The 13470-nt window shown below is 68.7% G+C and carries 12 protein-coding genes; 4 read left to right on the forward strand and 8 right to left on the reverse strand.

Translation table 11 applies throughout. The features are described from left to right. The first annotated feature begins 164 nt into the window (after positions 1-164). Positions 165-1157: a LacI family DNA-binding transcriptional regulator gene (locus CAL15_RS01495; RefSeq protein WP_086077010.1), complete on the forward strand. Its 993-nt coding sequence runs from the start codon at positions 165-167 to the stop codon at positions 1155-1157. A gap of 86 nt (positions 1158-1243) precedes the next feature. Here the strand turns inward: CAL15_RS01495 and CAL15_RS01500 are convergent, their stop codons facing one another. The 4 genes from CAL15_RS01500 to CAL15_RS01515 form a co-directional block, all read right to left on the reverse strand. Further along, the gene (locus CAL15_RS01500; RefSeq protein WP_086077011.1) at positions 1244-1519 is read right to left on the reverse strand and encodes a type II toxin-antitoxin system RelE/ParE family toxin; all 276 of its coding nucleotides are present in this window, start codon (positions 1517-1519) and stop codon (positions 1244-1246) included. Positions 1520-1592: 73 nt separating this feature from the next. Further along, positions 1593-1793: a type II toxin-antitoxin system RelB family antitoxin gene (gene relB / locus CAL15_RS01505; RefSeq protein ID WP_086077012.1), complete on the reverse strand. Its 201-nt coding sequence runs from the start codon at positions 1791-1793 to the stop codon at positions 1593-1595. A gap of 133 nt (positions 1794-1926) precedes the next feature. Continuing rightward, positions 1927-3306 (reverse strand): amidase, encoded by a 1380-nt coding sequence (locus tag CAL15_RS01510; protein WP_086077013.1) that lies wholly within the window; start codon positions 3304-3306, stop codon positions 1927-1929. A 31-nt stretch (positions 3307-3337) separates the two neighbouring features. Beyond that, entirely contained in the window at positions 3338-4330 is a 993-nt protein-coding gene (locus tag CAL15_RS01515) for a tripartite tricarboxylate transporter substrate binding protein (protein ID WP_232468098.1), read from the reverse strand. 144 nt (positions 4331-4474) lie between these two features. Here CAL15_RS01515 and gcvA point away from each other — a divergent pair, with 144 nt between their 5' ends. Next, the gene (gene gcvA / locus CAL15_RS01520; protein ID WP_086077014.1) at positions 4475-5356 is read left to right on the forward strand and encodes a transcriptional regulator GcvA; all 882 of its coding nucleotides are present in this window, start codon (positions 4475-4477) and stop codon (positions 5354-5356) included. Positions 5357-5389: 33 nt separating this feature from the next. On the opposite strand, the gene CAL15_RS01525 is transcribed toward gcvA, so the two are convergent. The 3 genes from CAL15_RS01525 to CAL15_RS01535 form a co-directional block, all read right to left on the reverse strand. Further along, positions 5390-6379 (reverse strand): Bug family tripartite tricarboxylate transporter substrate binding protein, encoded by a 990-nt coding sequence (locus CAL15_RS01525; RefSeq protein WP_086077015.1) that lies wholly within the window; start codon positions 6377-6379, stop codon positions 5390-5392. Positions 6380-6455: 76 nt separating this feature from the next. Continuing rightward, positions 6456-6944, reverse strand: a complete 489-nt coding sequence (locus CAL15_RS01530) for a DUF3237 domain-containing protein (RefSeq protein ID WP_086077016.1) — start codon at positions 6942-6944, stop codon at positions 6456-6458. Continuing rightward, positions 6941-8206 carry a flavin-dependent oxidoreductase gene (locus CAL15_RS01535; RefSeq protein ID WP_086077017.1) on the reverse strand — a complete coding sequence of 422 codons (1266 nt, stop codon included), beginning with the start codon at positions 8204-8206 and terminating at the stop codon, positions 6941-6943. Before CAL15_RS01535 ends, CAL15_RS01530 begins: the two co-directional genes overlap by 4 nt. 153 nt (positions 8207-8359) lie before the next feature. Between CAL15_RS01535 and CAL15_RS01540 the strand changes: the two genes are divergently transcribed. After that, positions 8360-8851 (forward strand): MarR family winged helix-turn-helix transcriptional regulator, encoded by a 492-nt coding sequence (locus tag CAL15_RS01540; protein WP_086077018.1) that lies wholly within the window; start codon positions 8360-8362, stop codon positions 8849-8851. Between the two features lie 40 nt (positions 8852-8891). Here the strand turns inward: CAL15_RS01540 and CAL15_RS01545 are convergent, their stop codons facing one another. After that, complete coding sequence (locus CAL15_RS01545) at positions 8892-9797, reverse strand: LysR family transcriptional regulator (RefSeq protein ID WP_086077019.1); 906 nt, start codon at positions 9795-9797, stop codon at positions 8892-8894. A gap of 99 nt (positions 9798-9896) precedes the next feature. Between CAL15_RS01545 and CAL15_RS01550 the strand changes: the two genes are divergently transcribed. Beyond that, the gene (locus tag CAL15_RS01550) at positions 9897-13436 is read left to right on the forward strand and encodes an indolepyruvate ferredoxin oxidoreductase family protein (RefSeq protein ID WP_086077020.1); all 3540 of its coding nucleotides are present in this window, start codon (positions 9897-9899) and stop codon (positions 13434-13436) included. Positions 13437-13470: the final 34 nt, after the last annotated feature.

Genomic DNA, 13470 nt, shown 5'->3' on the forward strand with positions numbered 1-13470 from the left:
TAAAAGACCGGTCTGGCACGGCGCAAGCGCTTGGCTTGCCTGGTGATGAGCCTGACCGGAGAATCCGGGGCTTACCACTGCCGCAATCGACTCGGTAGAGTTAGGATAACGTTGTCCATCCTTCGGTTCAAAGCTGGGGAAAACCCTGGCTCTACGCATCGCCCATGAAAAGCAAATCCATCACCCTGCACGACGTCGCCCGCGCAGCCGGCGTGTCCTTGATCACCGCGTCCCGGGCGTTGAGCAATCCGGGCCGTGTGTCGCAGGCGACCGCCGAACGCGTGCAGGAAGTCGCCGCCGCGGTGGGCTATGTGCCCAATCTGCTGGCCGGCGGGCTGAAGACGCGCCGCAGCCGCACCGTCGCCGCGTTGGTGCCGATCATCTCGGTGCCACAGTTCCTGCCCACCATCCAAGCGTTGACGGCGGCCCTGGACCGCGAAGGGTACCAGCTGATCCTGGGCCAGGCGGGCTACGACCGGGGGCGCGAGGCCGCGCTGCTGGACGCGATGATCGGCCGCCGCGTGGACGGCGTGGTCGTGGCGGGGATGCTGGGCGATTCCCCCGCCGCGCGGCGCCTGCGCCAGTCGGATATCCCGGTGGTCGAGACTTGGGAATCCGTCGACGATCCGCTGGACATGGTGGTGGGTTTCTCGCATCACCAGGTGGGCCGGGCGGTGGCCGAATACTTTCTGCAGAAGGGATGGACCCGGGTCGCCCTGGCCACCGGCGACGACCGGCGCGCGATGCTGCGCGCCGAAGGCTTCCGGTCCGTGATGGGGCAGGTGCCGACGGCGACCGTGCCCGCTCCCAGCAACGTCGCATCGGGTCGGCGCGCCTGTGCCGAACTGCTGGCCAGCGTGCCGGACGTGCAGGCCATTTGCTGCAGCTCGGATGGCCTGGCCGAGGGCGTCCTGACCGAGGCGCGCGTACAGGGACGGCGCGTGCCCGAGGACCTGGCGGTATGCGGCTTCGGCGGCGCTGATTTTTCCGCGCACCTGGCACCGTCGCTGACGACAGTGCACATCGACGGCGCGCGCATCGGCGAACTGGCGGCAGGCCTGCTGATGGCGCGATTCGCGGGCCAGGCGGTCAGCCAGCCCGTGATCGACGTAGGCTTCGAGATCGTGGAAAGGGAATCGACCCGCACCGCCCACTGAAGCCGCTAAGGGCGCCGCTTGACCGAAACGTTGAACGTGCCCCGCGGGGCTTGACCGACAGACCGAACTGTCTAGCTAGCCAACGTTCAGGGGTATTCCTGGCGCGAGTGCAAGACGTTGACTACCTCGACTGCTGTGTCGGTGACGCGGTAGACCACAACGTAGTTGGGATGCGCGACGAGCTCTCGCGTGCCCGGCACGCGGCCAGAGCGATACAGGTACGGGTGTTCAGCCAGCGGCAGCACGGCGCTTTCGATGCGCTGCCTGATGGTACGTGCAGCCTGCACGCTGTGCTCGGCAATAAAGGCGACGATTTCCGCCAAGTCATCGGTGGCCGTCGGACGCCAGGAGATTTTCAGCATGCGATTGCTTAGTCGTGTTTGCGATACATGGCATTAGCGAGAATGCCGTCACGACTGCGTATAGGGCCGTTCTTTAGCCTTTTTGGCCCTGCTGACGATTCTCTTCTGCGGCGTTGATGATGGCATCCATGCGGGCCATCACTTCGTCATGTGGAATGCTCGGGCGTGGGTCGGCCAGGCTGGTTTGTACCTTCGCGCGGAACCAGCGGTCATAGCTGACCGCATGTTCTTCAGTCTCGAACTCCGAGACGATGGGAGAAAGGACTGCGCCCATGGCAAAAGCTCCTAGTGAACGTCTATTCTAGGACATCGGGCGCCGCAGGGGTATTGCTCTCAGGAACTGGGCCTTGGGCCTGCCGCGCGGGGCTTCGGCCTGGAATGACTGGCCGAAGCGCTCTTGGCGAGCCTCAGTCCGCCGCGCCGCCGCGCGCGAAGCCGCCCAGCCAGCGCGCGATCGCCGTCACCTCAGCGTCCTGGTGTGCGAAACCCAGCACCTGCGCGCCCAGCGGCAGGCCCTCGGCCTGCAACACCGGCGCCGTGACGGCCGGCGCGCCCAGCAGCGATGATGCGCAGGCGAAGGCGACGTCCCCCGTCGGGAACCTGGTCTTCAGCGCCTCGGCCGCGATGGGCGCGGCGCCGCAGGCGCTCAGCGTGAGGCACGCGTCGAAGTGCGGCGCCAGGGCGGCCAGACGCTGCCGCGCATGCTCGCGCTGCAGCAGGCAGTCGCGGTAGGCCTGCAGGGTCATCTGCCGGCCGGACTCCAGTTGCCGGACCAGGCTCGGACCCAGCGTGCCCGGGTGCTGCTCCACCAGGTTCTCGAGCGACCAGTGCTGTTCCCACGAAATCAGGCGCAGCGACAGCGCGGAGGCCTCGGCGATGGCCTGCTCCAGCAGTTCCACCAGGGCGTTGTCCGAGCGTTGAACCACTTCGACGCCGGCTTTTCTCAGCTTCGTCACGAGCTGTTCGAACGCCTCTTTCGCGGCGTCGTCGGCGCGGGCCCAGCCTTCGGTATGCAGGGCGGCCAGTCGGCGCGGCGCCTTGGCGTCGGGTAGTTCCAGCGGTCCGTACAGGCCGGGATGGCCGGGATCGCCGCCCACGCGCAGCGCGATCTCGGCGGCCGCATGCCACATGTCCTGCGCCGAGTTCGCGTGGATGCCGATATGCGACTGGCTGTAGCCGAGGCGCTCGCCGCGGTTCAGCGCGCCGAAGGTGGGCTTGAGCGCCCAGTTGGCGTTGTAGCTCGCGGGACGCAGCACCGAACCCACCAGCTGCGAGCCCACCGCCATCGGCACCATGCCGGCGCCCACCACCGCGGCTGAGCCGCTGGACGATCCGCCGGGCGTGCGACGAGGATCGAACGCGTTAGTGGTCGGGCCGGGATCCAGGAAGCCCAGGGCCGTGGTCACCGTCTTGCCCAGGATCAGCGCGCCCGCGTCGCGCAGCGCGCGCACGACGGCGCTGTCGTTCTTCGGGAAGTTGCCGCGGTACGCCTCGCAGCCCATCTGCGTGGGCATGTCCTTGGTTTCGATCAGGTCCTTGATGCCGACGGGCATGCCGTCGACGTGCGACAAGGACCGGCCTTCGCGATAGCGGCGCGACGATTCGTCGGCCGCCTGCCGCGCGCCCGCCTCGTTCAGGGTCACCCAGCCGCGCAGCACGGGCTCGCGTTCGGCGATGGTCTCGAGACAGCGTTCGAGGTAGTCGCGCGGCGTGTCGGCGCCGTCGAGAAAGCGCTGGCGCGCATCGAAGAAAGTCAGGCCAGCATGGGTTGCGGGGTCGTAGCTCAACGTCTCGCTCCGGAGTGTTTCGGTGTTGCGTTCAGTGGTTGCTTTCGATGCCGGCGTCTTTGATGACTTCGGCCCAGCGGGTGTATTCGGCCTTGAAGAACGTGTCGAACTCTTCAGGGGTGCCGGGCTGCAGCAGCATGTTCATGCCGCCCAGGCGCTCCTGCACGTCCGGGAAGGCCATGGCCTTCTTGAGGTCGTCGTTGAGCTTCTGGACCAGGTCGTTCGACATGCCGGCCGGCCCGAACAGGCCATACCACGCATCCAGGCGGAAGCCCGGCAGGCCGACTTCCGGCGCCGACGGCACGTCGGGCAGCTTCTCCAGGCGCTGCGGCGAGGCCACCGCATAGGCGCGCAGCTTGCCGCTGGTGATGTAGTTGATGACGTTGCCGTTGGCGAACTGCACCAGCAGGTTGACTTCGCCGGACAGCGCCGCCAGCGATGCCTCCAGCGCGCCGCGATAGGGCACGTGCATGATGTCGACCTCAGCCTCGCGGCGGAAGATCTCGGTGTACAGCTGCAGCGCCGAGCCGGAGCCGTTGGACGAGTAGGTGTACTTGCCCGGATTGGCGCGCAGCAGGGCCAGCAGCTCCTGCATGTTCTGGGCCTTCACCGAGGGATGCGACAGCACCACCACCGGCAGGCTGCCGATGCGGCCGATGCGCGTGAATCCCGAGACCACGTCGAGCTTCACGTTCTTGTTCAGCGACGGCAGCGTGGCCAGCTCGCTGAAGGTAAGCAACAGGGTGTGGCCGTCGGGCTGGGCGCGGGCCACGTAGTCCGATCCGATGAAGGTGCCGGCGCCGGGCTTGTTCTCGATGACCACGGGCTGCCCCCAGATCTGGGCCAGCTTGGGTCCCACCAGGCGGGCCACGATGTCGGCCGTCCCGCCGGGCGTGGTGGGCACCACGATGCTTACCGGTTTCTGCGGAAACGCGGGCTGAGCCTGCGCCGCCCCTTGTGCCGCCATGCCGACGCACGCCACCGAACATACCGAAGCGATGGCCTTCCACAACTTGCTGATCATGCCTTTTCCCCTTGCCAGGTTTGCCAGCCCGCGTATCACGTCGCGGTGCTTTGCCAGGGATGGTGCGATGACCGGGGGCGCCTTTCAACCAACTTTATCTGTGGCACACTTAAGTTTTTGTAAAGTGAACGCAGGGCCCAGCCGATGGACGGCCTCCCTCCCTTGAACGCGCTGCGGGCGTTCGACGTCACTGGCCGGCTGGGCAGCATCACCGAGGCGGCGGCCGAACTGTGCGTCACGCCTGCCGCGGTCAGCCGCCAGATACGCCTGCTCGAAGAGCACGTGGGCATGCGGCTGTTCCTGCGGCAGCACCGGCGCATCGTGCTTACCGAGGCCGGCCGCGAATACCACGCCGACATCGCGCGTTCGTTCGCCGGCATCCTGCGTGCCACGACGGGCCTGGCGGAGCGCTCGCGCCGCAAGGTCTTCCACATCAAGGCGCCGCACAGCGTGGCCATGCGCTGGCTGATGCCCCGTCTGTCCAGTTTCCACCAGCACTATCCCGACATCGACGTGAAGCTCAACACGTCGCTGATTCCGCCCGACTTCGAACGCGAAGACGTGGACGCGGGCATCGTCATGGGCAACGGACGCTGGAAGGGCCTGCTCAGCTACAAGATCATGCCGAACGAGCTGATACCGGTGTGCACGCCCGAGAAGCTGCGGCATCTGCGCACGCCGGCCGACCTTGCCGATCAGATCCTGCTGCACACCATGGCGCGGCCGGACTACTGGCAGATCTGGCTGCGCGCGGCCGGCGTGCCTCACCTGGTCGACGGCCGCGGCATGCATTACGAATCGTCCGTGCTCGCGTACGAGGCCGCGCTGGAAGGCTATGGCGTGGCGATATCCCAGAAGGCCATGGTGCAGCGCGAGCTGGACGAGGGCCGCCTGGTCACGCCGTTCGGCCTCAGTGTGGACCTGGGCGACGAGAGCTATTACTTCGTGGTGCCGCAGGATCCGTACAAGCGGCACTCGCGCGAACTGGCGCAGTTCCGCCAGTGGGTAGCGGCCTGCGGGCTTTGAAGGGCAGGCGCGCTCGCACCTGCCCTTCGACGATCAATTCGCCTTGAAGCCAGTTGCCCGGACGACGTCCGTCCAGCGCTTCGATTCCTGCTCCATCAGTTGGCGCATGGCGGCGCGGTCGCCGCCGACCACCACGAATCCGGCATCGCCCAGCGTACGCGCCGCGGCGGGCTCGCGCAGCGCGGCGGCGCTGTCGGCCTGCAGCCTGTCCAGTACGGCATCGGGCGTGCCGGCGGGCGCGAACAATGCGAACCATGCGCCGAAGTCGATGGCGGGCATGCCGCGCTCGGCGAACGTGGGCACGTCGGGCAAGGCCGGCGAGCGCCGCGCGCCTGTGGTGGCCAGCGCGCGCAGCTTGCCGCCCTGCACTTGCGGCGCCGCCAGCGCGGTCGTCACGAACGCGGCCTGGACGCTGTTCGAGGCCAGTGCGCTGATGGCGTCGCCCGTGGACCGATAGTGCACCGGCTCGATCTGCAGCCCCGCTTCCCGGGCGAACAGTTCCGCGCCGAAGTGACCCGGCGTGCCCGCGCCGAAGGTGGCGAAGTTGACGCGATCCCGCGCTGCCTTGCCGGCGGATACGAAGGCCGCCAGGTCCGCGTGAGGCGCGGCGGTCGGCACGACCAGCACGAAGTCGGCGCGCACCACTTCCGAGATCGGCGCGAAGTCGCGCGCGGGCTCGTAGTTCAGATTGTTGTACGTGGCGGGCGCAATGCTGATGGAGCCAACCTCCCCCAGCAGCAGCGTCTGTCCGTCGGGCGTCGCGCGCGCCACCGACTGGGCCGCGATCTGGCCGCCGGCGCCGACCTTGTTCTCGACCACGATGCTCTCGCCCAGCCGCGCGCCCAGGTGCTGGGCCAGCGTGCGGGCGACGATGTCGGGGCCGGTGCCGGGCGGAAAGCCCACGTTCAGTCGCACCGGGCCTTGCGGATAAGGCTCCGCGGCGGCGGGAGAGCCCAGCAGCGGCAGGCAGAGCGATACGGCGGGTATCAGGCCGCCCAGCAGGCGGCGCAACGTGACGGACATGGTTGTCTCCTCGGTCCTTGGTCGTGTCTTGTGTGCGGAGTGAATGCGGCGCCGCTGGCGCTGCCTGGCGTCCGCTTCAGCCCAGGCGGAAAAAATTCAGTTCGACGCGGTCGGGGTAGCGCGCGCCGGTTCCCACGAACAGATGCTCGTTCAGCCAGGCCAGCTCGGGCGCGGCGGTCTCGAAGCGCGGGTAGCTGCGGAAGTAGATGCGCGCCGGATCGACCGGTTCTCCGCGTGCCAGTCGGGCGATGTCCTCCGCCGATCCTGTCCGGATGCCGGTGTTCTCCACATACACGCGATGGCCTTCGTCGGTCTCGATGACATAGCGCGCGTGGATGTCGGTGAAGGTGGGGCTGCGGATCAACTGGAAGTCCGCGCCGCCAGGCAGCACGCGGCCGTTGAGCAGGGCGCCGCGCACCGTGCCGCCGACGATGGGAATGACCCTGCGCCTGCCCTGCGGGGTGACGCCCACTTCCTGCGGCGGGTCGACCTGCACCACGACCGTGGCCAGGTGCTCCAGTGCCGGCGTCGGGCCGGAGTACGTGCAGCGGTCCGTGGGGCTCATGCGCGCTCTCCGCGGCGGGCGCGCAGCGCGGCGGGGTCGAAGCCCGCCAGGCGCTTGTAGCGCAGCGAGACCGCCTGCAGCTCCTCTTGCGGGATGACGTCGTGGACGTGCGCGAATCCCTGCGGCGCGCGCTCTTCGGCCATCTGCATGACCTGCTCGGGGCCGTTGAGCCGGTTGCGCAGCACGATGCCCGCAGTGGGCGGCAGCCGCAGCGCCTCGTACTCCAGCAGCGCAGTCTCGATGGAGCGCAATGCGCCGGCCTGCGACTGCGCCAGGCAGTCGGCCAGGCAGCGTGCGTCCAGGATAGCCTGGGCCGACCCGTTGGAGCCGATGGGATACATGGGGTGCGCCGCGTCGCCCAGCAGCGTCAGGCGACCGCGAGTCCAGCGCGGCAGCGGGTCGCGATCGACCAGCGGGAATTCGTAGATGGCATGGGCGCCGTCGATGATGGCCGGTATGTCGATCCAGTCCCAGCGCCAGTCGGCGAAGCGCGCCGCGAAGACCGACCCGTCGACCAGCCTGTTCCAGTCCGTCGCGGGCAGCTTGCCGTCGGGCACGGCCAGTTCCGCGATCCAGTTGATGCGCGACCGGCCCTCGCGGCGCAAGGGCTCGGAGATGGGGTAGCAGACGAACTTCTGGTCCTGGTGGCCGGCCATGAACATGGTGCGGCCATCGAGATACGGCGGGGCCTCGGTGACGGCCCGCCACAGCATGCGGCCCGAGAAGCGGGGCTCGTCGCCGCTGGGGTAGAACTGCCGGCGCAGGGCGGAATGGATCCCGTCCGCGCCCACCAGCGCGTCCGCGCGCACTTCCAGCAGGCCGGGCTCATTGCGTCGGCGCAGACCGGCTACGGCCTGGTCCCCATCGTTGCGGGCGCCCTCCAGCGCCACGCCGGTGACGATGGCCTGCGGCCCCAGCCGCTGCCTGACGGCCTCGGCCAGCAGCATCTGAAACTCACCGCGATGCACCGAATACTGCGGCACGGGATAGCCGGCCGCCAGGCCCCGCGGTTCCTGCCAGATCGGCTGGCCATGCTTGTTGTAGTAGTGCAGCGCGGCGGTCTCGATGGCCATGCCGCGCAGGGCATGGGCCAGGTCCAGTTGCTCCAGTTCGTCGACCGCATGCGGCAGCAGGTTGATCCCCACGCCCAGAGGGCGCAGCTCCTGGACGCTTTCGTAGATGCGGCAGTCGATGCCGCGCTGATGCAGCATCAGCGCGAGCGTGAGCCCGCCGATGCCTGCGCCGGCGATGGCGATGTGCATGATGTCTGCTCCGGTTCCCTTCGATGGGTGGTTTTGCTAATTTGTTATGCATCATAACTAAATAGCCGGTGCGCATCGCCGGGGTTTTCCCGAAATCGCTGGCGCGAACAGGCGTGTGCGCGTTAGGGTAGACACCCCACTCCAAGATTCCCTATGTCCAGGACTCCCGCCTTGCGCCCACGCCGTCCCGCTGCCCGCGGCGAGCACTTCGAACCTCATGTCCCGGGCCTGCGTTATGGCGCGCTGGACGATCTCGTGGGATATGCGATCCGCCGCGCGCAGATCCTGATCTACGAGGACTTCATGGCCGCGCTCGAGCCGTGGAACATCACGCCGCAGCGGTTCTCCGCGCTGACTTTGATCGCCGAGAACGACGGCATGAAACTGACCGATCTGGCCCGAGCGCTGGGCATCGCGCGATCTGGCGCGGTGCAGATCGTGGACCAGCTCCAGGCGTTGGGCATGGCCGAGCGCCGCGACACCGAGGCCGATCGGCGCGCCTATGCGCTGACGGTGACGGCCGCCGGCAGGCGGGCGCTGGCCGCCATCACCAAAGCCGTGCGCGAGCACGACGCGCGCATCAGCGCGGGCCTGACCGCGGCGCAGCGGCGCCAGCTGATCGAGCTGCTGGGCAAGCTGGGCTGATCCGGCGCCATGGCGCGTCGGCGGCGCGATGCACGGCGCCTCAGCCGCCGCACGCGTGGATCATGAATTGCCGGAAGGCGTTGGCGGGCTTGGCCAGCGCGGCGCGTGCATGCCAGATCAGTCCCGCTTCCATGGGCGGAACGGCGTCGGCCAGCGGAGCCGCCTCGATCTTCTTGCCTTCCAGCGACCACGGCCGGTAGACCATGTCGGACAGTACGGTGATGCCGAAACCGTGCGCCACCAGCCCGCGCAGCGCTTCCATCGAACGGGTGCGGAAGGCGATGTCCGGCTTCAGGCCGTGCGCCTGCCAATACCCAAGGGTCGATCGCTCGCCCTCGTCCATCTCGAGCAGGATGTAGGGATACGCCCCGATGTCCGCCAGCGTGGGGGCGGGCAGCGACAGCAGGGGATGGCCGGACGCCGCCCACAACTGTCGCCGCGACTTCACCAGCACGTGATGGCCGAAGCGCGCGCGCTTCTCCATGTTCGAGATCAGCGCCACGCCCAGCTCCACGTCGCCGCTGGCCACGGCGGCCTCGATATCGGGGCGGTCCATGTCGATCAGGTCGAGCACGATGTCGGGATAGCGGCGCCGGAAGCGCGCCAGCAGCTCGGGCAGGAAATAGCCCAGCATCGTGTACGAGGCGGCGAGGCGCACCGATCCGCGCAGCGCATAGCGCTGGAAGCCGGGTTCGCGCAGCGCGTCGTTCAACGTGTCCAGCACCTCGCGCACGCGCTGATGGAAGTTGTGACCCTCGGGCGTCAGCGTGACGCCGTGCGCGTGGCGGTCGAACAGGCGCACGCCCAGCTGCGCCTCCAGCGAGAGTATGGCGTTGGTGACGGCCGACTGCGATACGTGCTCGTCGGCCGCGGCCATGGACAGGCGGCCCGTGCGGGCGGCCGCCGCGAAGTAGCGCAGCTGGCGCAGGCTGACGTCCTTGCTCATGCGTTTTCCATATATCAGGTACCTGAACATATGAATATACGATGGGCAACCGTGTTCCTACACTGCCGGCAAAAGCCGTCATGACGAGGAGACACGAGCATGGACACCCCCCTAGCCGCCACGACTTACGACCAGGGCCTGAGCCTGGACGACAAGTACAGCCTCCAGACGGGGCGCGTCTATCTGAGCGGCACGCAGGCGCTGGTGCGCCTGCCCCTGCTGCAGAAGTCGCGCGACAGACAGGCCGGCCTGAACACGGCCGGCTATGTGTCCGGGTACCGGGGTTCGCCGCTGGGGGGGCTGGACCTTGCCCTGTGGAAGGCGAAGCGGCATCTCGAGTCGCACGACGTGGTGTTCCAGCCCGGCCTGAACGAAGACCTGGCGGCCACCGCGGTGTGGGGCACCCAGCAGCTGGGCCTCTTCCCGGGCGCCACGCGCGACGGCGTGTTCGGCATGTGGTACGGCAAGGGGCCCGGCGTGGACCGGTCGGTGGATGTGTTGAAGCACGCCAACTCGGCGGGCACCGCGGCGCATGGCGGCGTACTGTTGCTGGCCGGCGACGACCACGCGGCGAAGTCCTCGTCGGTGGCGCATCAGTCCGAACACGTGCTGATCGCCAGCGGCATACCGGTGCTGTATCCGTCCAACGTGCAGGAATACCTGGACTACGGACTGCACGGCTGGGCCATGAGCCGCTACACCGGCTTGTGGGTCGCCATGAAGTGCGTGACCGACGTGGTGGAATCCAGCGCCTCGGTGGAGGTGGACCCCGCGCGCGTGCAGGTCGTACTGCCGCAGGACGCGCTGCCGCCCGATGGCTTGAACATTCGTTGGCCGGATACGCCGCTGGCGCAAGAGGCCCGCCTGCTGGATCACAAGTGGTATGCCGCGCTGGCCTATGTGCGCGCCAACCGGCTGAACCGCGTGGTGCTCGACAGCCCGGATGCGCGCTTCGGCATCATGACGGCCGGCAAGGCGTATCTGGACGTTCGGCAGGCGCTGCAGGACCTGGGGCTGGACGACGAGGCCTGCAAGGCCGCCGGCATCCGCCTGATGAAGGTCGGCTGCATCTGGCCGCTGGACGCGCAGGACGCGCGATCTTTCGCCACGGGGCTGAAGGAGATCCTGGTGGTGGAGGAGAAGCGGCAGATCCTCGAATACGCGTTGAAGGAAGAGTTGTACAACTGGCGCGACGACGTGCGGCCGCGCATCTACGGCAAGTTCGACGAGCGCGAGCACGGCGGCGGCGAATGGTCCACGCCGCGCGGCGAATGGCTGCTGCCGGCGCGCCATGAACTGTCGCCGGCGCGCATCGCGCGCGCCATCGCCGCGCGCCTGGATCGCGCCGACCTGCCCGAGGCGCTGCGCGCGCGCCTGGCCGCGCGGCTGGCCGTGCTGGACGCCAAGGAGCGCGAGGCCAACCGGCCCACGCTGGTGGAAGAGCGCAAGCCCTGGTTCTGCTCGGGCTGTCCGCACAACACGTCCACCCGCGTGCCCGAGGGGTCGCGCGCGGTGGCCGGCATAGGCTGCCACTACATGGCGATGTGGATGGACCGCAATACCGACACCTTCAGCCAGATGGGCGGCGAAGGCGTGGCGTGGCTGGGCCAGAAGGACTTCACGTCCGAGAAGCACATCTTCGCCAACCTGGGCGACGGCACGTACTTCCACTCCGGGCTGCTGGCGATACGCGCCGCCGTGGCGGCGCACGCCAGCATCACCTACAAGATTCTCTACAACGACGCGGTGGCCATGACCGGCGGCCAGCCCGTCGACGGCACGCTGACGGTGCCCCAGATCGCCGCGCAGGTGCAGGCCGAAGGCGTGGCGCAAACCGTGGTGGTGACGGACGAGCCCGACAAGTACATCGGCGCGCTGGCGCTGCCGGCGGGCATTCAGGTACATCACCGCCGCTCGCTGGACGAAGTGCAGCGCGTATTGCGGGACGTGAAGGGCACCACGGTGCTGATCTACGACCAGACCTGCGCGACCGAGAAGCGGCGGCGCCGCAAGCGCGGCGAGTATCCCGACCCGCCGCGGCGCGCCTTCATCAATGCCGCGGTGTGCGAGGGTTGCGGAGACTGCTCGGTGCAGTCGAACTGCCTGTCGGTGGAGCCGCTGGATACGCCCATGGGCACCAAGCGGCGCATCAATCAGTCTTCGTGCAACAAGGACTATTCGTGCGTGGAAGGCTTCTGCCCCAGCTTCGTCACGGCCGAAGGCGCGAAGCCGCGCAAGGCGCGCCGGCATGATGGGGCGCCCGCGCTGGAAGAGGCGCCGGCCGCGCAGCCCGCCGTGATTCCGGACGGCGGCGCGTACCGGCTGGTGGTGGCGGGCGTGGGCGGCACCGGCGTGGTGACGATAGGCGCGTTGCTGGGTGCGGCGGCGCACATCGAGGGCAAGGGCGTGACCGTGCTCGACATGGCGGGCCTGGCGCAGAAAGGGGGCGCTGTGCTGAGTCACGTGCAGCTGGCCAATCGTCCGGAGCACCTGCATGCCACGCGCGTCGCGATGGGCCAGGCGGACATGGTCATCGGCTGCGACGCGCTGGTGGCCGCTTCGCCGGAGGTGCTGTCGCGCATCCGGCCCGAGGGCGGACGCGCGGTGGTGAACAGCACGGCGGCGCCGACGGCGGCCTTCCTGTCGCAGCCCGGCTGGCGCTTTCCGGGCCAGCAGGCGCAGGAGACCCTGCGGCGCAGCACCGGCGGCAATTGTGACTTCATCGAGGCGGGCCCGCTGGCCGAGGCCTTGCTGGGCGATGGCATCTATGCGAACCCGATGCTGCTGGGCTATGCGTGGCAGAAGGGCGGGGTGCCGCTGGCGCTGGCCAGCCTGCGGCGCGCCATCGAGCTGAACGGCGTGTCGGTGGAAAAGAACCTGGCCGCCTTCGAGCTGGGCCGGCAGGCCGCGCACCATGGCGCGCAAGCCTTGCGGCCCGCGCCGCGCGCGCAGGTGGCGGCCATGCCGGAATCGCTGGACGGCATGATCCGCCGCCTGGCCGCGCACCTGCGCGACTATCAGGATGACGCGTATGCGCAGCGCTATCAGGCGGCCGTGGACGCGGTGCGCCAGCGCGAAGCCGCGCTGGGCCTGTCGCCGGGCCTGCCGCTGACCCACGCCGTGGCGCGCCATCTTGCGAAGCTGATGAGCTACAAGGACGAATACGAGGTGGCGCGCCTGCACGCGCATCCCGCCTTCAGGGAAAGCCTGCGCGAGCAGTTCGAAGGCGAGCCCGGCAAGGACTATCGCCTGACCTACCACCTGGCGCCGCCCGCCCTGGCCCGCCGCGATGGGCAGGGGCGCCTGCACAAGCGCGCCTTCGGCCCTTGGGTGGAGCTGGCCTTCCGCGCGCTGGCGCCCATGAAGCGCCTGCGCGGCACGGTCTTCGACGTGTTCGGCAGGACCGCTGAACGGCGCATGGAGCGCCGGCTGGCCGAGGACTATCTGGCGCTGGCCGACGAGTTCGCGCATACGCTGGACGCGCACAACGCGGACACCGCACTGGAGCTGGCGGAACTGCCGGACGCCATACGCGGCTACGGGCACGTGAAGGAGCGCAATGCCGCGCAGGCCGAGCGGCTTCGCGTCGAGCTGCTGGACCGGTATCGACATGCGCGGCAGCAGGCGTTGGCGGCGTAGCGCACGGCGTGTAGTACGATCGCCGTCTGGCCAC

Origin of the sequence: Bordetella genomosp. 13 (genome assembly GCF_002119665.1) — a bacterium.
GTDB lineage: Bacteria > Pseudomonadota > Gammaproteobacteria > Burkholderiales > Burkholderiaceae_B > Bordetella.

Coding starts and splice junctions, on each gene's coding strand:
- gcvA (WP_086077014.1), top strand. CDS start 4,475: ATGGACGGCCTCCCTCCCTTGAACGCGCTGCGGGCGTTCGACGTCACT.
- CAL15_RS01500 (WP_086077011.1), bottom strand. CDS start 1,519: ATGCTGAAAATCTCCTGGCGTCCGACGGCCACCGATGACTTGGCGGAA.
- CAL15_RS01495 (WP_086077010.1), top strand. CDS start 165: ATGAAAAGCAAATCCATCACCCTGCACGACGTCGCCCGCGCAGCCGGC.
- relB (WP_086077012.1), bottom strand. CDS start 1,793: ATGGGCGCAGTCCTTTCTCCCATCGTCTCGGAGTTCGAGACTGAAGAA.
- CAL15_RS01540 (WP_086077018.1), top strand. CDS start 8,360: ATGTCCAGGACTCCCGCCTTGCGCCCACGCCGTCCCGCTGCCCGCGGC.
- CAL15_RS01545 (WP_086077019.1), bottom strand. CDS start 9,797: ATGAGCAAGGACGTCAGCCTGCGCCAGCTGCGCTACTTCGCGGCGGCC.
- CAL15_RS01525 (WP_086077015.1), bottom strand. CDS start 6,379: ATGTCCGTCACGTTGCGCCGCCTGCTGGGCGGCCTGATACCCGCCGTA.
- CAL15_RS01515 (WP_232468098.1), bottom strand. CDS start 4,330: ATGATCAGCAAGTTGTGGAAGGCCATCGCTTCGGTATGTTCGGTGGCG.
- CAL15_RS01535 (WP_086077017.1), bottom strand. CDS start 8,206: ATGCACATCGCCATCGCCGGCGCAGGCATCGGCGGGCTCACGCTCGCG.
- CAL15_RS01550 (WP_086077020.1), top strand. CDS start 9,897: ATGGACACCCCCCTAGCCGCCACGACTTACGACCAGGGCCTGAGCCTG.
- CAL15_RS01530 (WP_086077016.1), bottom strand. CDS start 6,944: ATGAGCCCCACGGACCGCTGCACGTACTCCGGCCCGACGCCGGCACTG.